The sequence below is a fragment of the Nocardioides sp. genome, from assembly GCF_041913365.1.
Taxonomy (GTDB): domain Bacteria; phylum Actinomycetota; class Actinomycetes; order Propionibacteriales; family Nocardioidaceae; genus Nocardioides.
Genome location: NZ_JAYSFM010000003.1, coordinates 127760 through 147687, shown reverse-complemented (window position 1 = coordinate 147687; position 19928 = coordinate 127760). Strand labels below are relative to the sequence as shown.

The window sequence follows — 19928 nt, the reverse complement described above, 5'->3', positions numbered from 1 at the left end:
AGAACACACCACCCCCGGGGGGTTGCGCCCCGCGCGGCGGGGGGGTTGTGCTGTGTTGGGGTGGGGGGGGGGGGGGCCCCCGCCGGCCCAACCCCCGCCCACTGGACTACCGCTTGACGGGAGTCACCCCGCGATGTGCAATATATTGCATGCCGATCCCGGTGGACCACGCTCCCATCCGCACCTCGCTGCTGCGCGACACCGTCCACGACCGGCTGCGTGACGCCATCGTCGACGGCACGCTGGCGCCGGGCGAGGTGGTCCGGGACACCGAGCTCGCAACGTGGCTCGGCGTGAGTCGTACGCCGGTGCGCGAGGCGCTGCTCCGCCTCGGCGAGTCCGGGCTGGTCCGGGCTGCCCCCGGCCGGTCGACTGTCGTCGCGGAGATCGACCTTGCGGAGGTCCGCCAGGCCCACGCCGTGGTCGTCTCGATGCACCGCCTCGCGGTGGTCGAGGCCGTCGCCCGGCTCACGCCCGCCCACCTCGACACGATGCGTGCGGCCAACGCCCGCTTCGCCGCGGCCCTCGACGCGCACGACACCGACGCCGCCCTGGCCGCCGACGACGACTTCCATGCCGTCGCCGTCGAGGTCTCGGGCAACCGGGCGCTCGCGACCGTGCTCGACCAGTTCAGCCCGGTCGTGCGCCGCCTCGAGCGGCGGCGCTTCGCCTCGCTCGCCGGCTCCGAGTCGGTCGCCCTGCACGAGCGCCTCGTCGAGACGTGCGCGTCCGGTGACGTCGAGGCCGCGGCCGAGGTGGCGTACCGGACCTGGCAGAACCTCGCCGACCTCATCCCCGACACCGACCCCCAGGAGATCCCGTGATCCTCGACCAGTTCCCCCGGCACCCGCTGACCTTCGGACCCTCCCCCGTCCACGAGCTGAAGCGGCTCACCCAGCACCTCGGCGGGGCGACGGTCTGGGCCAAGCGCGAGGACGTCAGCAGCGGCCTGGCCTTCGGCGGCAACAAGGTCCGCAAGCTGGAGTACATCGTCCCCGACGTGCTCGCGAGCGGCGCCGACACGCTCGTCTCGATCGGCGGCTACCAGTCCAACCACACCCGCCAGGTCGCCGCCGTCGCCGCGCACCTCGGCCTGAAGTGCCGCCTGGTGCAGGAGAAGTGGGTGCCCTGGGACGACCCGACCAACACCCAGGTCGGCAACATCCTGCTGAGCCGGATGATGGGCGCCGACTCGCGCCTGGACCCGCACGGCTTCGACATCGGCATCAGGGACTCGTGGAGGGACGCGATCCGCGAGGTCGAGGAGGCCGGCGGCACGCCGTACGCGATCCCGGCCGGTGCGAGCGAGCACCGCCTGGGCGGCCTGGGCTTCGCCAACTGGGCCTTCGAGGTCGCCGAGCAGGAGCGCGCGCTGGGGGTCACCTTCGACACGATCATCGTGTGCACCGTCACCGGCTCGACGCACGCCGGCATGATCGCCGGGTTCGCTGCGCTGGAAGACCTCACGGGCGTACGCCGTCGCGTGATCGGCATCGACGCGAGCGCGACCCTGGAGAAGACCCGCGACCAGGTCGGCCGGATCGCCCGGCACACCGCCGAGCTGATCGAGCTCGGTCGGGACCTGCGCGACGACGAGGTCACCGTGCTCGAGGGCTGGGCCGGCGACCTCTACGGCATCCCGGTCGACTCGACGATGCAGGCGATGGCGCTGGGGGCGCAGCTCGAGGCAATGATCACCGACCCGGTGTACGAGGGGAAGTCGCTCGCCGGGCTCATCGACCTCGTCAAGGACAGCGAGATCCCCCGCGACTCGCACGTGCTCTACGCCCACCTCGGCGGGCAGCCGGCGATCAACGCCTACCACTCCCTCTGGCCGGCGCAGGGCTGAGGCGGGAAGCACGGGCGTCCGATGGTTGTTGAGCAAGCAATCATTCGGCGCACTCCCCGGGAGACACCATGAACGTCGTGCTCTGGATCGTCGCGATCCTGCTGGCCGCTGCCTTCGCCTTCGCCGGCTTCGCCAAGCTCACCCAGCCCAAGGAAGCCCTCATGGAGAAGGGCATGGCGTGGGCGGAGGACTTCTCCCCGGAGGTCATCAAGCTCATCGGCACGATGGAGCTGCTGGCCGCGATCGGGCTCGTGCTGCCCCCGCTCGTGGGCGTGGCCGAGGTCCTCACTCCCCTGGCTGCGACGGGCCTGGTGGTCGTCATGGCGCTGGCCGCCGCGACGCACGCGCGCCGCAAGGAGACCCAGATGATCGTGGTGAACGCGATGCTGCTCCTGCTCGCCGCGTTCGTCGCGTGGGGTCGCTTCGGCCCCCACGCCTTCTGAGCGGTTGCCGAGGGCCCGTCCATTGACACGTGTCCGGGATGTTGCCCTCAGGACCAGGTCCGCGGGGCGACATCCAGGACACGTGTGCAGCTCTGCGCCTCCTCGCGTCGCGGATCGCTAGCCTCGGCGGGTGATCGACCTCGACGGCGCCCTCGCGTGGGCGGGCTCGGCACTGGGCTCGCCGGTCGTCTCGCACGAGCGGCTCGAGGGCGGGCTGACGTCACGGATGCTCGCCCTGCGCACCGAGTCGAGCAGCGAGGCGGTGCTGCGGCTGATGACCAACGAGCCGTGGCGCACCCACGGCGCGGAGCTCACCACCCGCGAGCACCAGGCCCAGACGTTCCTGGCGGGTACTGACGTTCCGGCTCCGACGAGTCTCGCCCTCGACGCCGACGGCACGGCCTGCGGGGTGGCCGCGCACCTGATGTCGCGGCTGCCGGGCGAGGCCCGCTCGGACATCGACGACGACGGCCTTCCCGCGATGGCCGGCCTGCTCGCGACCATCCATGCGCTGCGACCGGCCGAGCCGTTCCGCACCTACCAGTCGTGGGCATGGGAGGCGAAGTGGGTCGTCCCGTCCTGGACCCGGCACCCGGGCTCGTGGCGTCGGGCCTTCGAGGTGCTCGCGGGGCCTGCGCCTGCCTACGAGCCGACCTTCCTGCACCGCGACTTCGGCCACCGCAACCTGCTGTGGCTCGACGGCGCGATCAGCGGCGTCGTCGACTGGGTGGAGACGTCCACCGGGCCTGCCTGGCTCGACGCCGTGCACGCCGCGTCGACCCTGGCGGTGACGGTCGGCTACGAGCGCGGCAAGAACTTCATGGACGCGTACCAGGCGGTGGCCCCCGAGGGGTTCAACTCGTACTGGATGGTGATGGACGCCGTCGGCTACCTGCCGCCGCCCGGCAAGCCGCCGCTGTTCCGGGACCCCGACCAGCACGCCCGGCTCGACCGGTGGCTCGACCTGGCGATCCGGCTCAGCTGAGCGCGAAGTCGACCGCGGCCCGCGCGTGCAGCGCGGTGGTCGCAAACACCGGGACCTCGACGTCGCCGGGCCCGATGAGCAGCTCGATCTCGGTGCAGCCGAGCACCACTCCCCCGGCGCCCCGCTCGACGAGGCGCCGCACCACGTCGACGTACGCCGCCCGCGACTCCTCGCGCACCACGCCGAGGACGAGCTCGTCGTAGATCACGTCGTGGACGAGCGCGAGGTCGTCGCCCTCGGGCACGAGGACGTCGAGGCCGTGCGAGCGCAGCCGGTCGGCGTAGAACGGCTGCTCCATGGTGAAGCGCGTGCCCAGCAGCGCGACGGTGGCGACCCCGGCGCCCCGCACGGCGTCGGCGGTGACGTCGGCCAGGTGGATCAGCGGGATCCCGACGGCCGCCTCGATCGCATCGGCCACCCTGTGCATGGTGTTGGTGCACAGCACGACGCACTCGGCGCCGGCCGCCTCCAGCGCGCGGGCCTCCTCGGCCAGCAGCGCGCCGGCCGCGTCCCAGTCGCCGGCGACCTGCATCGCCTCGATGTCGGCGAAGTCGACCGAGGCCATCACGATCCGGGCGGAGTGGAAGCCGCCGAGGCGGTCGCGGACGTCCTCGTTGAGCAGCCGGTAGTAGAGCGCGGTGCTCTCCCAGCTCATCCCGCCCAGCAGGCCGATCTTCCTCATGTGCGCCATTGAACACGGCAGGGTGTCGGTGACCGGGTCTAGCGTGCGAGCCATGGCCACCAAGCCTCTGGCGGAGTCCGACGGCCTCCGGGTCTTCCCCGCGACGCACGCGCGCTTCGACGACGTCCGCACGATGGTCGGCCCGAAGAACCCGACCTCGAGCGTGTGCTGGTGCCTGAGCCACCGCATCCCCGCCAAGGACAACCGGGCCCTCGCCGGCCCCGAGCGAGGTGCCTACGTCGAGGCGCTGACCCGCAAGCGCACCAAGCCCGGCGTGCTGGCCTACGACGGCGACGAGGTCGTCGGCTGGGCGGCCGTGGCACCGCGGGCCGACCTCCCCTTCGCCCGCTCCACGAAGATCCCCCACGTCGACGACCAGCCGGCCTGGTCGGTGTGGTGCATCCGGGTGCGCCCCGGGCACCGCGGGCGCGGCATCTCGCACGTGCTGCTCGACGGCGCGGTGTCCTACGCCGCCCAGCGGGGCGCGCCGGTCGTCGAGGGCTATCCCGTCGACAACCGCGGCGAGAAGGTCGACCTGACCATGGCCTACGTCGGCACCCGCAAGCTCTTCGAGGACGCCGGCTTCGAGCTCGCGTCCACCACCGGGGCGACCTCGGCCGGCTTCCCCCGCGTGGTCATGCGCAGGTCCGACCTAGGCTGAGGCCGTGATCCGGACCTGGTGGGCGGCGGCCGCGGTGCTCGCGATCTTCGCCATGCACGGGCTGGCCAGCCACGCCGGCGCGCACGAGCCGGCGTCGACCTCGATGAGCCGCACGCACGCCACCCAGGGACACACCCCAGTCGATGCCACCGCCGCGACCACCGGCAGCGTCGGGCACGGAGAGCCCGGCCACGAGCAGTCGGTGCTCGGGCTGTGCCTGGTCGTCCTCGCCACGTCGGCGCTCCTGCTCCTGCTCCGGCACGGCCGACCGCGCTCCGGCCTGCTCGGCCTGGTGCCGCACGCCGCCACCACGTCGTCGTACGCCGTCGGCGTGCGCAGCGGCCCCGCGCCACCCGACCTCCACGCCCTGTCGGTCCTGCGCTGCTGAGGACGGTCCTGCCGGCACGTCCGGCACCACCGACCACCTTCAGCACGGACAGCGACAAGGAGACACCCATGTCCGCACCAACGCATGCCCGCGCGCGCCGCGCCACCGCCGCCGCGCTTCTCACCACCCTGGCCCCCGCCCTCACGGCCTGCGGGGGCGGCGACGAGTCCGACGAGCCGGCTGCCCGTCAGACTGCCGCCAACGGCGACGTCTACAACGCCGCCGACGTCGAGTTCGCCACCGAGATGATCCCGCACCACGCCGATGCCCTCGTCATGGTCGACATGACGCAGGGGCGCGACCTCTCGCCCGAGATGGTCGAGCTGACCGAGGCCGTCCGCGCCGCACAGGCTCCCGAGATCGAGACCATGGTCGACTGGTTGACCGCCTGGGGCGAGGAGGTCCCCGAGACCTCCCGCGACCACGCCAACAGCCACGACATGGACGGCATGGAGGGTGGCATGGGCATGGACCCCGACGACCTGGCCGCGCTCGAGGACGCCGAGGGCAGCGCCTTCGAGTCCATGTGGCTGGACATGATGGTCGAGCACCACGAGGGAGCGATCGACATGGCACGTGTCGAGCAGGCTGACGGCGCGTTCCCGGACGCCGTCGCCCTCGCCGAGTCGATCGAGGAGAGCCAGACGGCCGAGATCGAGCACATGAAGGAGATGGCCGCCGGCTGAGCACCGCGTGGCGCGACGCCCCGAGGTGGGCGCCGCGCCACGCCGCTGCCGAGTCGTGGTCCTCGTGCTCACCTTGCTACCTTTAGTCCAGTAATTCACTGCATTAATGAGAGGTGGCGCGATGCGGACGAACGAGGGCGACTGTCGGGTCGTGGTGGTCGGAGCGGGCGCCGGGGGCACGCTGGTCGCGACCCACCTGGTCACGGCGCTGTCCTCCCGCTTCCGGGTCGAGCTCGTCGACCCGGCCCCCACGACCGGTCGCGGCCAGGCGTACTCCACGACCGACGACCGCCACCTCCTCAACGTCCCCGCCTCGGGCATGAGCGCCTTCCCGCGCGACCCCGAGCACTTCCTGCGCTGGCTGCGCAACCACCACGACCCGAAGTTCCAGCCGCACGACTTCGCTCCGCGCGCGGTGTTCGGGCGCTACATCGAGAGCCTGCTGACGACCGCGACCGAGTTCCCCGGCAACGCCCGGCTCGTACGCCGTCGCGCGGAGGTCGTCGACATCAGCGGGTCCGGCGACGGCTTCGTGGTCGACCTCTCCGACGGCGACTCGATCGAGGCGCGCGCCGTCGTGCTCGCGACGAGCAGCCAGCCGGGCACCGGCTGGGCACCGGCCGAGCTCGCCCGCGACGAGCGGCTCGTCGCCGATCCGTGGACGCAGGGGATCCCCGAGGTCGGCGACGTGCTGATGCTCGGCTCGGGACTGACGATGGTCGACCTCGCGATCAGCGCCGACCGCCCCGACCGCACCATCCACGTCGTCTCGCGCACGGACGCCGTGCCCCACCCCCACGTGCTGCCGACGACGCCCCCGGTCCCGCCGCCGCCGGGCATCACGCGCACGCAGGACCTCGACACGCTGCGTGCCACGCTGGCTGCGCACGTCGAGGAGACGGTCGAGGCGACCGGCGACTGGCGGGCCGCGATCGACGGCCTGCGGCCGGTGACCGCCCAGCTCTGGCGCGGTCTCTCGGAGGCCGACAAGCGCAGCTTCCTCGCCCGGGACGCCCGGTCGTGGGACGTGCGCCGCCACCGGATGGCGCCGGCCACCGCCCGGCGCTTCCACGCGATCGCCGCCGAGGGCCGCCTCGAGCGCCACCGCGGCACCATCGCCTCCGCCCAGGCCGACACCAGCGCGCTCCGCGTCACCCTGGACGACGGCACCACCCTCCGCGTCGCCGCGGTGGTCAACTGCACCGGGCCGGTGGGCTCCATCGCCGCCGACCCGCTGCTCACCCGCCTCGCCCAGACCGGCCTGGTCCGCCCCGGACCCGCCGGGCTGGGCATCGACACCGCCGACGACGGCCGCATCGTCGGCACGCTCCCCGAGGCGCTCCCGTTCCTCGCGGTCGGCTCCTTGCGGCGGGGAAACCTCTGGGAGTCGACCGCGATGCCCGAGATCCGCGAGCAGGCCTACGACGTCGCCCGGATCGTCAGTCGCTCGATGCACGGCGAGTCCCGCCGTCGCCCGGTCGACCCCTACGGCCTCACGCTGTCGACCAGCCAGGACGCCGCCGAGCGCTACAACGCCGCGCTCGGCCGGCTGCTGCGCCTCCAGGACGGTGTCGAGGAGGGGCTGGTCGAGGCGGTGGCCGCCGACGAGGGCTTCGTCCAGGCCCACGCCGCGCTGGCGCTGCTCGGCCACGAGTGGGGCACCAACACGCACTGGCAGGCGTCGCTGCGCGCCGCGCACCGCGCCGCGTCCGACCGGCACCTCGACGACCGCGAGTCGTCGTTCCTCGACGCCGTGACCACGCGCCTGCGCACCGACGAGGCCACCGGCGCCGCGGCCCTGCTGCGCCACGTACGCCTGTTCCCCCGCGACGCCCTCGCGGTGAGCGTGGCCGTGCCCACCGTCGCCTTCGGCGGCCTCACCAGCGGCACCCAGACCGCCGAGCTCGTCGAGTCGCTGGGCCGCTCCTACGGCGACGACTGGTGGTACGCCGGCCAGCTCGCGTTCGTCCGCCAGGACCAGGAGCGGTGGGGCGAGGCCGGGGACCTGTCCGCCTACGCCCTCTCGGTCGAGCCGGCCTCCGGGCACGCCGTCCACGCCCGCGCGCACGTCTTCTACGAGACCGGCCAGCACACCGCCGGCCTGGCCTGGCTGGACGAGTGGATCCGCAGCCGCGGCCCCGAGGCCAACCACCGCTCGCACTTCTCCTGGCACGCCGCCCTGCACGAGCTGATGCAGGACGACGTCGAGGCCGTCCGCCGTCGCTACGAGCGCGAGCTCGCGCCGTCCGTCGTCAGCGGCAGCCGGGTGGTCGTCGACAGCGGCGCGCTGCTGTGGCGCGGCCGGGTCACCGGCGCCTGGACCGACGACCTCCCGGTCGGTGACGTACGCGCGGCCGCGCCGAAGGAGTGGCTCACCGCCCCGCCCACCGCGTTCGCGGCGATGCACGGCGCGGTCCTGCTGGCTGCCGACGGCGATGCAGGCGCCCTCACGCAGCTCGCCGAGCACGCCTCGCGCAGCGAGGACCGCGTCTTCCGCGACGTCGTCTCGCCGCTGTGCACCGGGCTCGTCGCCGTCGTCGAGGAGCGGTGGAACGCCGCCTCGGCCACGCTGACCCAGGTGGTCGCGACGATGGATCCGCTCGGCGGCAGCAAGGCCCAGCGCGAGGTGGTCGAGGACACGCTGGTCCACGCGCTCGCGATGGCCGGGCGCAACGCCGAGGCCGCCGCGGTGCTCGACCAGCGCCTCTCCCGCCGCTCCTCCGCGCTCGACGCCCGCCGTCGGGCGAGCGTGGTGGCCACGGACCCCAGCACGACCTCGGAGCCGGTGTCGCGGTGAACGCGCTCGACGGCTTCAGCTCGGTCGCGGTGACCTCCCTGATCGCCCTCGCGATCACCGAGCTGCACGTCGAGCTCGTCGCCGGCGCCGCGGCGTGGATCGCGGGCTGGTGGCTCCTGCGCGAGCCCGCCACCCACGACTGAGGTTCACCGTCGCCCCGGCCATCTCAGCCGGCCAGGTCGACGGTCCGCGCGACGAGGTCGTCGAGGAGCGTCGGCACTCCCCCGGTGTCGACCAGGCGACGTTGGCGGTCCGGCTCGGGCTCGGCGCCCAGCAGGGCCTCGACGGCGTCGAGAGGTGCCGCGAGGCCGTCCGGGGCCAGCACGGCACGGGACTCGGCGAGGACGCGGGAGGCCACCTCGCGCAGGGGGCGCAGGCCCTGGTCGACGTCGACCACCCGGGTCTCCAGCCCGTGACGTACGACCCGCTGGTCGTTGACCGCCAGCACGTCGTCGCTGAGGTCGAGCGGGTCGGGTGACTCCACGGCTCGCCGGGCGATGCCCTGCACCAGCGCCGCCAGTCCGGCGGCGGCCGCGAGCGAGGGCACGGCGTCCATGACCCGCACCTCGAGGGTGCCCAGCAGCGGCCGCGGCCGCATCTCCCACCAGACGTAGGTGTGGTCGGGCGCCTCCGCGGCCGCGGTCATCGCCTCGGTGCGGGCGACGTAGTCGTCCCACGACCGCAGCAGGGGCGGCAGGGTGGTGCGCGGGTAGGAGCGGATGATCGCCGCCCGCGCCGTGGCCTGGCCCGAGTCGATCCCGTGCCAGTACGGCGACCCGGCAGCGAGGGCGCGGAGCAGCGGCAGGTGGTGGCGCAGCCCGCGGTAGCCGCGCATCAGGGTGCGCTCGTCGGGGAAGCCGACGTGCACCTGGAGGGCGGCGGTGGGCGTGCGGAGGAGACCGGCGTACTCGTCGAGGATCCGGTCGTAGCGCGGCGAGGACACGAGCACCGCCCCGCCGAAGGGTGCTGTCGGGTGGACGCCGACAGCCATCGGCCGCGCGCCACCGGCCACGACCGCCGTGCGCAGCTGCCGGAGCGAGGCCCTGACGTCCTCGGCCGACCGGCACACGGGCGTGTTGAGCTCGACCTGGTCCGCGTACACCTCACCGGTCACCACGCCCGCGGGCGAGCCGGCCTCACGCAGCCCGTCCACCAGCGGCACGGCTTCGAGCCCCAGCATTGCTCCCGCGCCGTCGACGAGCATCAGCTCCTCCTCGACGCCGACGGTGAGGTCGCCACCGGGCACGAACGGCGGCACCTGCCCGTGCTCCATCGCGCGCCGCACCCCTGTGGGAAGCCCCGTCATGCCCTGTGGTGCCCCGCGGACGATCAGGCCATGCGTCGCGCGCGTCGTGGCGGCACGGACATCCGCACCACCGTGTGCCAGGCGCTCGCCACCTGCTTCAGGAGCGGCGCGCTGTGGTAGGTCAGGCCGTGGTCCTCGAAGACCTCGCGGACCGGCCCGGCGATCTCGCGGTAGCGGTTGCTCGGCAGGTCGGGGAAGACGTGGTGCTCGATCTGGTGGGAGAGGTTGCCGCACAGCACGTGCAGGAGCCACGGCCCGGAGACGTCAGCCGAGCCGAGCATCTGGCGGAGGTACCACCGGCCCCGCGTCTCGTCCTCGTCCAGGTCGTCGACCGCCCCACCCCTGGAGCTGTGGCGACGCGGCCGTAACGTGGGCCACGGTCTGGACTCGCCGGAACCTGGGTACTGGTCCGGTCTCCACCGCCCCCGTCGAACAGGAGCTCACCGTGAACGCCGTCAGCAGGGCCGCCCGTGTCGTCACCCGCCCGGTCCACACCGCTGGATCCGTAGCCGGTCGGACGGTCGGCCTGACCCTGGGCGCCGCCAAGGTGGGCGTGCGTACGACGGCCCGCGTGGTCGGCTGGGCCGTCGAGCGCGCCGGTGGTCCCACTCCGCGACACCCGTCGCAGACCTATTCGTCGGTCACCGTCCCGCCCGCCCCGGTGACGCCCCCGGCGAGCAAGACCCCGGCTAAGAAGGTCCCGGCCAGCGAGGTGCCCCTGAAGTCGGCACCGACCCCGTCGCTCCCCGCCGGGGTCGAGGACCTCGACGCCGCCGTCGACGACGTCCCGGCTCCCACCCCACCGGCGCGCAAGCGCGCTGCGAAGAAGACGCCGGCCAAGCAGGCGGCGGCGAAGAAGGCGTCCGCGAAGAAGGCGCCCTCGAAGCAGGCCGCCGTGCTCGCCCCGGCGCTCGGTCTCAGCGAGACCGAGGTGGCCGAGGTGGCCGAGGTGTCCGGGGTGGTCGGGGACGACACCGACAACGGCTGACGCCGTCGGCGCCCCCGCCTATCCTCGGGCGCATGCACCGGATCTTCACCACGAGCGTGGCCTCGGTCTACCCGCACTACGTCGCCAAGGTGGAGCGCAAGGGGCGGACCAGGTCGGAGCTCGACGAGGTCATCGAGTGGCTGACCGGCTTCGACGAAGCCGCGCTGAGGTCGCACCTCGAGCAGGAGACGACCTTCGAGGACTTCTTCGCCGACGCGACGCTCAACCCGCACTCCGACCAGATCACCGGGTCGGTGTGCGGCGTGAAGGTGCAGGAGGTCGAGGACCCGCTCATGCGCCGGATCCGCTACCTCGACAAGCTGGTCGACGAGCTCGCCAAGGGCCGTCCGATGGAGAAGGTGCTGCGCGGCTGACCTGGGTCAGCCGACGTCGAAGGTGACGGTCCTGACCGGGTTGTCGAACTCGGTGGTGCGCAGCGAGACCTGCACCTCCCACTCCCCCACGGTCGGGATGACCACGTCGCCGGAGTAGGTGCCGGGCCCGAGGTTGGTCAGGGAGACCGCCCCGAGGTCGACTCCCTTCGTCGAGAGGCTCAGCCGGGGCGCCTCGAATCCCTCGGCGGGCCGTCCTGCTTCGTCGGCCAGCGCGATCGTGACCGTGGCGGGCCCGACCGCGGCCGGCTCGAGGGTGACCAGGGCGGACAGGTCGTCGAGCTCGACGGACTGCTCCGCGCTGCCGGCACCGGCTCCGGGCGACTCGACGGCCACCGCGACCTCGGGGCTGCGGTCGACGAGGAAGCCGGTGACCAGCAGCACGGCGACGAGCACGCCGGCCTCGGCGAGCGTCGTACGCACGAGGACGCCCGCGGCGTCGCGGCGGTCCCGGCGGCGCGTGGCACCGCGGAGCCGCGGGAGCAGCGAGAACCGGTTCCACACCGCGATCGCGATCGCGACCAGCACGATGAGCACCTTGACCAGCAGCAGTCCGCCGTAGCCGGTGTCGAGCAGCGCGCCCCACGACCCGGCGATCCGCCAGGCGCTGAAGGTGCCGGTGACCACGAGCGCGGCCAGCACCGCCGACGCCCACGTCGAGAAGCGGCTCAGCACAAGAGCCCCGGAGTCGTCGCGCGAGGCGAGGTCGGCCAGCACGAGGCCGACCGCGACGAGGCCGCCGAGCCACACCGCGCCCGCGACGAGGTGCAGCACGTCGACCGCGACGACGAGGACCTCGGGCGAGGTGGCCCGCGTGTGCCCGGTGAAGGCGGGGGCGGCGAGCCCGACGGCGCACCCGGCCAGGACGAGGCCGGCGCGGGCCCGGTCGGGAGCCGTCGCGGGAAGGGCGAGCACGGCGACGAGGAGCCCGGCGACCACGGCGGCAGGTACGACGTACTCCGCGGGCGCCAGCGCGGACCAGGTCGAGCCGTCGCCGAGCGCCGAGGCCGGCAGGCCGAGCTGGTAGAGCGCGACCAGCGGCACCGCGGCCAGCCAGCCCACGGCGGCGACACTCGCGGCGAGCCGGCCCGCGGTCTGCAGCCGGCGGCGTGAGGCGTCGGACTCCCGCCCGCCCGGGAGGAAGAGCACCGCGAAGGCCGCCACCCCGGCGGCGACGAGCAGGCCGACGTAGCCGATCCAACGGACCACGCTGAGGTGGAGCGGCGCCGTCGTGGTGGCGTCCGCGCTGGTCGAGGGCACGTCCACGACGTCGCTCGGCTCCCCGACCGAGAAGCTGAGCGAGCCGCCGATGGGGTGGCCGTCCGCGGAGACCAGCCGCCACACGACGACGAAGGTGCCCTCGCCGACCTCCTCGTCGAGGTCCACCAGCAGCCGGGCGTCCTTCACCGTCGCGGACGAGGCGACCTCCTCCCCCGTCGCGTCGAAGACCCGGATGCCCGCCGGCACCCCGATCACCGACTCGTTGAAGGTGAAGGTCACGCGCTCCGGGGCGGCGTCGAGGACCGCGCCCTCGGCCGGGTCGGTGCCGATCAGGGTCGCGTGGGCCGACGCCGGGGCCGCCGCACCGAGCAGGAGCACCGCGGTCAGCGGCAGCAGGAGCAGCCAGCCGGCGCACCGGCGGAGCACGGCGTACGTCATGCGCGCCGGCGGCGCAGCAGCAGGACGCCCCCGGCCGCGAGGCAGCCGGCGGCGAGGAGTCCGGCAGCGCCGAGGGTCATCAGTCGCTCGGAGCCCGCGTCGGCCGTCACCACGATCACGGGGGCGGGCATCTCGAGGGCCTCGCGGCTCGCCTCGTCGGCGGCCACCTCGGTCCAGGCGGCCTCGCTCCCGGCGCACCGCTGCACGACCGGGAAGACGAGGGTGGCACCGATCTCGTCGGGCAGGCGCACGGTGAACTGGACCGAGTCCTCGACGCCGTCGGGCAGCGGGTCGTCGGTGCGGTAGGTGATGGCGCCGTCGGCCGCCTCGGCCTGCCAGCGCCCGGTGCTCTCCACGGCTACCTCGGTCACCGAGTCGGGCACCCGGACGGCCACCTCGGTGGTGGCCGAGCCCTCACACCCGTGCGGGACCAGCATCCTCACCACGGACGTCGTGCCCGCGGCCGTGCTCGACGGCGTGAGCGTCACATGGGCCGACGCCGGCGCGGCTCCGAGCAGCACCGGCCCCGCGAGCACCGCTCCCAGGAGGGCTCCGCGCACCGCGGCGCGCGGCCTGCTGCGGGTGCTGTCCATGGGGGGCTCCGGCCAGAGGGGTGATCGAGGGGGTGACCGTGCTCACACAACCAGCCTGTCGAACTGTTGTCAAGGATGTGAACTGAGCGTACCGTGATTCGCGTCACTGAATCGAGGTCCTGCGTGTGAACGCGCGGAGCGGCCACAGGAACAACCAGAAGGGGAACCATCCCATGCCCAACATCACCGTCGAGCTGCTGCGCGGCCGCACCCTCGAGCAGCGTCGGGACTTCGCCAAGGCCGTGGCCGACAGCGCCGTGGAGATCCTCGGCGCCCGCCGCCAGGACGTCCGCATGGTCTTCAGTGAGATCACCGCCGACATCGTCGCCAACGGCGGCGTGCTCGCCAGCGAGGACGACAGCCGCGCCGGCGTGGTCGCCGCCCTCGCCGACGACTGAGCGGCACCCGCCACACACAGCGGCGCGGGCCCGGAGGAGTGATCCTCCGGGCCCGCGCCTTTGTCGTGCCTACCTCTTGCGGTTCTTGTTCTTCTTCTTGCTCACCTTGACGGTGGCCGTGTCGACCACCTTCTCGGCCAGGTCACTGCCGGAGTAGGTGACGGTCAGCCGCAGCTTGCCCTTCACCGCCTTCGGGAGCTTGATCACGACCTTGCCGGCGTCGAGCGTGCCGGTGACGGTCTTGCCGCCCTTCACCGCGACCGAGACGGTCCCGGTGACCGGCACGCCGTCAGGAGCGGAGAGGGAGACCTTGACGGTCACCTTCTTGCCCTTCTTGACCGTGCTCGGCGCCTTGACGGTCATCCGCGCGACGACCTTCTCGACCGTGACGAGCACCTGCGAGGACGACGCCTTGTGGGCGTTGTCGCCGAGGTAGCGCACGGTGAGCTGGTGCGCACCGGGCAGCAGGCCCTTGGCCGCCAGCTCGAGGCGCGCCTGCCCGGAGGAGAGGGTGCCCGAGGCGATGACCTGACCGCCGTTCACCAGCTCGACCTTGCCGGTCGCCGCCGCCGGGGAGACCCCGACCGCGACCACGCCGACCTGGCCGTAGGTGAACGGGGCGGACGCGCCCGCCACCGCGGAGGTGGCCGGGTTGTCGCCCGAGCCTCCCGCCGGCTTGACGGTGATGGTCACCGTGGCGGGAGCCGAGGTGGCCGTGCCGTCGGTGGCCTTGTAGGTGAACACGTCCTTGCCGGTGAACCCGGCGTCGGGCTCGTAGGTGAACGAACCGTTCGCCGCGAGCTCGACCGACCCGTTGACCGGCTGGGTGAGCCCGGTCGCGGTCAGGGTGTCCCCGTCGCCGTCGGTGTCGTTGCCGAGCACGCCCGGCGCACCGAGCGTGAGCGACTGCCCCGCGATGGCGTCGTAGGCGTCGGCGACCGCTTCGGGCGCCGCGTTGGCCTTCTCCTCCACCGTGATGGTGACCGTCGTCGGCGAGGACGCCGTCGTGCCGTCGTACGCGGTGTAGGTGAAGGTGTTCGTGCCCACGAACCCGGTGTCGGGCGTGTAGGTGAACGATCCGTCGGCGGCCATCGTCACGACTCCGTCGGCCGGCTGGGTGAGCCCGGTGGCGGTGAGGGTGTCGTCCTCGGCGTCGGTGTCGTTGGCCAGGACGCCGGGAGCCTCGACGACGAGCGCCTCACCCTCCGTCGTCGTGTAGGAGTCGGCCACACCGACCGGCGCCCGGTTCACGTCGCCCTCGAACAGCTCCAGGACGTCGGCTGCGCTGAGCTCGTAGCCGTAGATCCGGAAGTCGTCCTGCTGCTCGGTGGGACGCGGGTCGTTCCAGCTGCCGTTGCCGATGTAGTTGGCGGTGGTGCCGTCCTGACCGATGTCACCGATGCTGACCGGGATGTTGTCCCGGGTGCCACCGCTCATCAGCTGCCCGTTGAAGTAGATCTTGCCCGTGGTGCCCCCGCCGGTCGGCGACGGGCCCAGGGTGACCGCGACGTGGGTCCACTGGTTGAGCTGCAGGTCGGTCGTGCCGGGCAGCTGGATGCGGAACTGCTCGCCGTTGTCCTTGCGGAGCGTGACGGCGAAGCCGCGCGTGCCGTTCTCCGTCTCCGACTGGAGCAGGAGGAACTCCGCCTGGCTCTTGCCGATCTGGACGTGGGTGGTCCAGTTCGGCAGGTTGGTCGGGCGGATCCAGGTGGAGACGGTGACCTCGGTGTCCATGCCGGCCGTGATGTCGTTCGGCAGGTTGACGTGCCCCGCACCGGGCAGGTTCACGCCGGCGCCGTACTTGGCGGACGGCACCCATCCGGCGTTGCCCTGGAGCACGGCGTTGCCGATGGACGGGTCGGTGCCGACGTTGGCCGACGTGGTGCCGGTGCCCTCGTCGAAGGTGTAGTGCACCGGGACGCCCTCGCCCACCGGGGGCCGGGAGACCGTGTGCTTCGCCGTGCCGACCGAGTCACGCCATCCGGCTGCCGCGACGAAGCGGACCTCGATGTCGTGCTCGCGCGGGTTGAGCGTGATCTCCGGGAAGGTGACCTCGCCGTCGGTGACCGTGACCTGGCCACCCTGGCTGGCGCCGTCGACCCACAGCTCGGCGACACCGGTCGGGTTGGCGTCGGCCGAGTCCTTGACCGTGGCCGACACCGTGATGGGCGCACCGAACTCCGACGGGGAGGCCGGCGAGGTGCTCACCGTGGTGGTGGTGTTGAGCGCCGTGCCGTCGGCGTACAGGCCGGTGACGTCGGCGGCCGACAGGGCCGTGGTCCACAGGCGGACGTCGTCCATCAGTCCGTCGTACGCCGGGTCGGGGTAGCCGTTGCGACCCAGCCAGTTGTTCGTCGTCGGACCGACGTCGGTCATGGTCAGCGTCAGGTCGGTGCGCTGGGCGATCTGCTGACCGTTGAGGTAGAGCGTGCCCGTGGCACCCTGTCGCGTGAACACGACGTGGTTCCACTGCCCGGCCGTGACGTCCTTGGTCGGGTTGGCGTAGATCCGCTCCTGGAGGTTGCTGCCCTTCTTCTTGAACGTCGCAGCCAGGCCGGTGTTGCCGGCAGCCTGGGTCTGCATCTGGATCTGGAAGAAGCTGCCTGCGTCGCCCAGGCCGTCACCGATGTGGAACAGGTTGATCCAGTTCCCCTTGGTGTCGGGCTTGACCCAGAACGACGTGGTGAAGGCCGCCTCGTTCTGGAGCAGGTTGTCGGGCAGGTCGACCGTGTTGGCGTTGGTGCCGCCCTTGAGGTCGAGCGCGCCACCGGTGACCCCGCTGGGGCTCCAGCCGGTGGTGCCCACCAGCGCGGCGTCGCCGACGGTCGTGTCGGAGCCGGTGTTGGCCGCCGTGGTGCCGCTGCCCTCCTCGAAGGCGTACGTCACCTGGGCGTCGTCCACGCCGAGCCCGGTGCCCACGACGACCAGGTCGTCGAGGACCAGGCCCGCGCCCGTGCCGGTGAGCCTTAGGTCGTGCTGCCGCGCGGTGGCGGTGAAGGTCCCGACGAAGGTGTCGAAGGCCGAGTTGGACGACTTGTCGGTGGCCGCCGACAGCGTGGTGTCCAGGCCGGCGATCGACAGGGACGCGGTGCCCGGTGCCGTGCCGGCCACCCGGTTGTCGCGGGCGTAGCGCACCGACAGGCGGTACTCCTTGCCCACGTCGAGTCCCTTGAGGGTGCGGGTCAGGTCACCGTCGGCGCCCAGCGAGAGGTGGTAGCCGGTCAGGCCGAGGGCTCCCATGCCGCCCGCGTTGGCGCGGATGAGCTGCACCTGCTTGGCGACCACCCACGGCGACATGCGGCTGTTGCCCGCCGCCACCTGGACGCTGTCGTAGTTGCCGGACTGCCACGACGTGGGCAGGCGCGGGTACTCGAACTGGTCGACGACCTTCGGAGCCGGCGACTCGACCTTCACCTGCGGGTCCACCTGGACGATGTTGGCCACGGACGGGACGCCGTCGCTCCACACGAAGACCATGTAGGCACCGGGCGGGGCGTAGTTGGCGTCCGCCGGACCGGCGATGCTCACCGTGGCGCCGCTCTGCGTGAAGCTGAGGTCCTGGAAGTTCTGGTCGTTGTTGAAGCCGTGGGTGACCGAACCGTTGCGGACCAGGGTGACGCGCTCGACCGGCTTGTCGGACGACAGCGTGAAGGTGCCGTTGTAGCCGACCTTCTTCGGGGCGTTGGTGACGACCGGTCGGGTCGCCGGCTGGTTGCCGTCGAAGAGGTACGCCGGGGAGTAGTACTCCACGTCGGTGTAGTTGTGCGGGCCCGGGGCGCCGCCGCCGCCGATCATGATGCGACCGTCGGGGAGGAGCAGCGCGGTCGAGTGGTAGAGGCGGGCGTGCTCGTAGGGCACCTTCACCTCGGTCCACTGCGACCCGCTCGGGGCCTCGGGGTCCCAGATCTCCGGGTTGGTGACGTAGCCGGCCTGGCCGTTGTTGTCGCGCGAGCCACCGGTGACGAGGACCTTGCCGTCGGGCATGACCGTCGAGGTCGCCCAGTGGCGGCCGTACTTCATCGGGTCGGTCGCGGTGACCGTCGGGCTCGCGGTGCCGCCGGAGATGTCGACGGTGAAGCCGGCACGGGCGCCGGCGGGGCCGCCGCCGTTGGCCCACCAGCCGCCACCGACCTGCAGGATCTTGCCGGGCCGGTACATCGTGGCCGTGGAGGTCGCGCCGACCGGGTTGCCCAGGGGGCCCTGGTTGCCGGTGCCGCTGCCCAGCGTGCCGCGCATGGTGACCGCGCCGTTGCCGGACGGGTCGAGCTCGAACATCTGGGTGCCGGTGATGGTGAAGACGTTGCCGTTGGTCGGGGCGACGAACGCGCGGGGGTACCACCAGCGGTTCTCGTCCTGCGGCGCGCCGGCGCCGTCACCGTAGGCCTGGGCGCTGGTGGCGCCGGTGAGCAGCTTCCACGAGTTGCCCTGCTTGGGGTCGTACACCTCGGGGGTGAGCACACCGGGGCCGCCGGGGCCGCCGCGGAGCGAGCCGCCCTGGACGACGACGGAGCCGTCGGGAAGGGTCGTGCCCGTGGGGTACCAGCGCGGGAAGTTCATCGGCGCCTCGTTCTTGAGGCCCTTGCCGGTCGAGTAGCTGGTGACGCCGATGGCGGCGTCGTTGGGCGCGTTGCCACCGAGGCCGTCGTCACCGCCGACGGTGAACGTCGAGCGGCGGTGCGGCATCTGGACCTGCATGGAGCAGAACAGGTCGGTGTAGGTCGCGTTGGGGATGACGCCGGAGACCAGGTTGCCGACCGTGCGCACCACCTTCGGGTCCCAGACGTCGATCTGCGTCTGGCCTCCCTGCGTGACGCAGTCGTTGCCGCTGTAGTCGTAGGGGTTGCCGTCGGTGCAGCCGGAGCCGACCGAGCCGAAGGACTGGACCTTGCCGTCCGAGGTGAGGGCGGCGTTGATCGGCATCAGCGGCCACGGCGTGACGCCGCTCCACGAGCCCTGCTCGTCCTTGGCCGGCGGCGAGCAGTCCGCGGGCAGCAGCCCGGCGGAGTACGCCATGCCGTTGCGCAGCTGGGCGCGCACGAAGTCGTCGGCCTGGTTGTCGTTGGCGTTGCCACCGTCGTCGGCGGCGGTCCAGGCCGAGGCGTGGTGGCCCAGCGAGGAGTACCACGAACGACCCTGGTCGATCGCCTGGCACCAGGTGACCGGGTGCGAGGTGCCCTCCTCACCGATCCGGGTGCCGGCGGCGTACGACGACTCGTCGACCGAGACCAGCGTGTGCACGTTCTGCGACGGGTTGACGTCCCACTCGTACCACTCGTCGGTGTAGGAGAGGGGCGAGCTGAGACCCGCCGTCAGCGGGCTGGAGGGGTCGCTGACCGCGACGGTGCCGCGCTGGCCGCCGGCCGGCTCGGGGTGACCGGTCGAGGCCGCGCCCACGAGGCGGCGGTAGAAGGGGTTGACGTCGTGCTCCGTCTGGTCGGGCGACCACGCGGTGTAGTGGATGCCGGCGAAGCCGCCGCCACCGCGGATGTAGGACTCGAGCGCCGTCCGCTGGTCGGTGTTGAAGAGCACGCCCGCGGTGTGCGCGAAGACCAGGAGGTCCTTGGTGGCGAGGTTCTCCGTCGTGAAGGCCGAGGCGCTGGTGGTGTCCTGGACGTCGGCGATCGCCTGGCCCGAGCCGTCGGTCAGTCCGTCGAGGCCGTACTGGACGGCCAGGGAGTTGGCCATCTCCTTCACCGCGGCGCGGGTGTTGGCCACGGAGCCGTGCACGCCGTCGCCGCTGGAGAACAGCAGGACGCGCAGCACGTCGTCGTCGCCGGGCGCCGCGGAGGCGGGGGCGGCGGTGGTCACCGCCGACAGCGGCAGTGCGACCGCCGCCGCGGCCGTGATCGCCACGAGGTGGCGGGACGCACGGCGGAGGCGGCTCGACTGCCGCCCGCGTGCGGATCTGCGTAGCAGGTTCATCTTCGTATCCCTAGGGCTCGTCGGGTCAGAGCTCGGCGGGCGACGGGTGCGGTCAGCGCTCACGGAGTCGGGTGGAGACAGGCCTGAACGTATGACGCCCGTCACACAGAGTCAAGAACTCTGTCCAGAATTGTGAACACCATGAAGATTTCGTTCAGATACATGAAAACAGGTCTGGG

18 protein-coding genes are annotated in these 19928 nt (G+C 72.6%); 12 read left to right on the top strand and 6 right to left on the bottom strand.

Going from position 1 to position 19928, the window contains the following annotated elements; translation table 11 throughout:
* Positions 1-149: 149 nt before the first annotated feature.
* The 4 genes from ACE3QY_RS09015 (at position 150) to ACE3QY_RS09000 (ending at position 3277) form a co-directional block, all read left to right on the top strand.
* Positions 150-824 carry a GntR family transcriptional regulator gene (locus ACE3QY_RS09015; RefSeq protein WP_374455676.1) on the top strand — a complete coding sequence of 225 codons (675 nt, stop codon included), beginning with the start codon at positions 150-152 and terminating at the stop codon, positions 822-824.
* On the top strand, positions 821-1849 hold the full coding sequence (locus tag ACE3QY_RS09010; RefSeq protein WP_374455675.1) for a 1-aminocyclopropane-1-carboxylate deaminase: 1029 nt from the start codon (positions 821-823) through the stop codon (positions 1847-1849). The genes ACE3QY_RS09015 and ACE3QY_RS09010 overlap by 4 nt, the downstream gene beginning before the upstream one ends.
* A gap of 68 nt (positions 1850-1917) precedes the next feature.
* On the top strand, positions 1918-2292 hold the full coding sequence (locus tag ACE3QY_RS09005; protein WP_374455674.1) for a DoxX family protein: 375 nt from the start codon (positions 1918-1920) through the stop codon (positions 2290-2292).
* A gap of 130 nt (positions 2293-2422) precedes the next feature.
* Complete coding sequence (locus ACE3QY_RS09000) at positions 2423-3277, top strand: phosphotransferase family protein (protein ID WP_374455673.1); 855 nt, start codon at positions 2423-2425, stop codon at positions 3275-3277.
* On the opposite strand, the gene ACE3QY_RS08995 is transcribed toward ACE3QY_RS09000, so the two are convergent.
* On the bottom strand, positions 3270-3959 hold the full coding sequence (locus ACE3QY_RS08995; protein WP_374455672.1) for an aspartate/glutamate racemase family protein: 690 nt from the start codon (positions 3957-3959) through the stop codon (positions 3270-3272). The two genes, ACE3QY_RS09000 and ACE3QY_RS08995, sit on opposite strands and share 8 nt — an antisense overlap.
* 52 nt (positions 3960-4011) lie before the next feature.
* Between ACE3QY_RS08995 and ACE3QY_RS08990 the strand changes: the two genes are divergently transcribed.
* The 5 genes from ACE3QY_RS08990 (at position 4012) to ACE3QY_RS08970 (ending at position 8634) form a co-directional block, all read left to right on the top strand.
* A complete protein-coding gene (locus ACE3QY_RS08990) occupies positions 4012-4620 on the top strand; it encodes a GNAT family N-acetyltransferase (protein WP_374455671.1) in 609 nt (202 codons plus the stop codon).
* A 4-nt stretch (positions 4621-4624) separates the two neighbouring features.
* Complete coding sequence (locus ACE3QY_RS08985) at positions 4625-5008, top strand: DUF6153 family protein (RefSeq protein WP_374455670.1); 384 nt, start codon at positions 4625-4627, stop codon at positions 5006-5008.
* 68 nt (positions 5009-5076) lie between these two features.
* On the top strand, positions 5077-5694 hold the full coding sequence (locus ACE3QY_RS08980) for a DUF305 domain-containing protein (protein ID WP_374455669.1): 618 nt from the start codon (positions 5077-5079) through the stop codon (positions 5692-5694).
* A gap of 121 nt (positions 5695-5815) precedes the next feature.
* Positions 5816-8491, top strand: coding sequence for an FAD/NAD(P)-binding protein (locus tag ACE3QY_RS08975; RefSeq protein WP_374455668.1), 2676 nt, complete (start codon positions 5816-5818; stop codon positions 8489-8491).
* Positions 8488-8634 (top strand): hypothetical protein, encoded by a 147-nt coding sequence (locus ACE3QY_RS08970; protein ID WP_374455667.1) that lies wholly within the window; start codon positions 8488-8490, stop codon positions 8632-8634. Before ACE3QY_RS08975 ends, ACE3QY_RS08970 begins: the two co-directional genes overlap by 4 nt.
* A gap of 23 nt (positions 8635-8657) precedes the next feature.
* Here the strand turns inward: ACE3QY_RS08970 and ACE3QY_RS08965 are convergent, their stop codons facing one another.
* Both ACE3QY_RS08965 and ACE3QY_RS08960 read right to left on the bottom strand, forming a co-directional pair.
* Positions 8658-9764 (bottom strand): YbdK family carboxylate-amine ligase, encoded by a 1107-nt coding sequence (locus ACE3QY_RS08965; RefSeq protein ID WP_374455666.1) that lies wholly within the window; start codon positions 9762-9764, stop codon positions 8658-8660.
* Between the two features lie 56 nt (positions 9765-9820).
* On the bottom strand, positions 9821-10120 hold the full coding sequence (locus ACE3QY_RS08960; protein WP_374456012.1) for a fatty acid desaturase: 300 nt from the start codon (positions 10118-10120) through the stop codon (positions 9821-9823).
* Between the two features lie 122 nt (positions 10121-10242).
* Between ACE3QY_RS08960 and ACE3QY_RS08955 the strand changes: the two genes are divergently transcribed.
* Both ACE3QY_RS08955 and ACE3QY_RS08950 read left to right on the top strand, forming a co-directional pair.
* The gene (locus ACE3QY_RS08955) at positions 10243-10785 is read left to right on the top strand and encodes a hypothetical protein (protein WP_374455665.1); all 543 of its coding nucleotides are present in this window, start codon (positions 10243-10245) and stop codon (positions 10783-10785) included.
* A 32-nt stretch (positions 10786-10817) separates the two neighbouring features.
* Complete coding sequence (locus ACE3QY_RS08950; RefSeq protein ID WP_374455664.1) at positions 10818-11159, top strand: DUF2200 domain-containing protein; 342 nt, start codon at positions 10818-10820, stop codon at positions 11157-11159.
* Positions 11160-11165: 6 nt separating this feature from the next.
* Here the strand turns inward: ACE3QY_RS08950 and ACE3QY_RS08945 are convergent, their stop codons facing one another.
* Positions 11166-12836, bottom strand: a complete 1671-nt coding sequence (locus ACE3QY_RS08945) for a CopD family protein (protein ID WP_374455663.1) — start codon at positions 12834-12836, stop codon at positions 11166-11168.
* Entirely contained in the window at positions 12833-13429 is a 597-nt protein-coding gene (locus ACE3QY_RS08940; RefSeq protein WP_374455662.1) for a YcnI family protein, read from the bottom strand. The genes ACE3QY_RS08945 and ACE3QY_RS08940 overlap by 4 nt, the downstream gene beginning before the upstream one ends.
* Positions 13430-13602: 173 nt before the next feature.
* Here ACE3QY_RS08940 and ACE3QY_RS08935 point away from each other — a divergent pair, with 173 nt between their 5' ends.
* Positions 13603-13827, top strand: a complete 225-nt coding sequence (locus ACE3QY_RS08935; RefSeq protein WP_374455661.1) for a 4-oxalocrotonate tautomerase family protein — start codon at positions 13603-13605, stop codon at positions 13825-13827.
* A 69-nt stretch (positions 13828-13896) separates the two neighbouring features.
* Here the strand turns inward: ACE3QY_RS08935 and ACE3QY_RS08930 are convergent, their stop codons facing one another.
* Positions 13897-19749, bottom strand: a complete 5853-nt coding sequence (locus ACE3QY_RS08930) for a LamG-like jellyroll fold domain-containing protein (protein WP_374455660.1) — start codon at positions 19747-19749, stop codon at positions 13897-13899.
* Positions 19750-19928 lie beyond the last annotated feature (179 nt).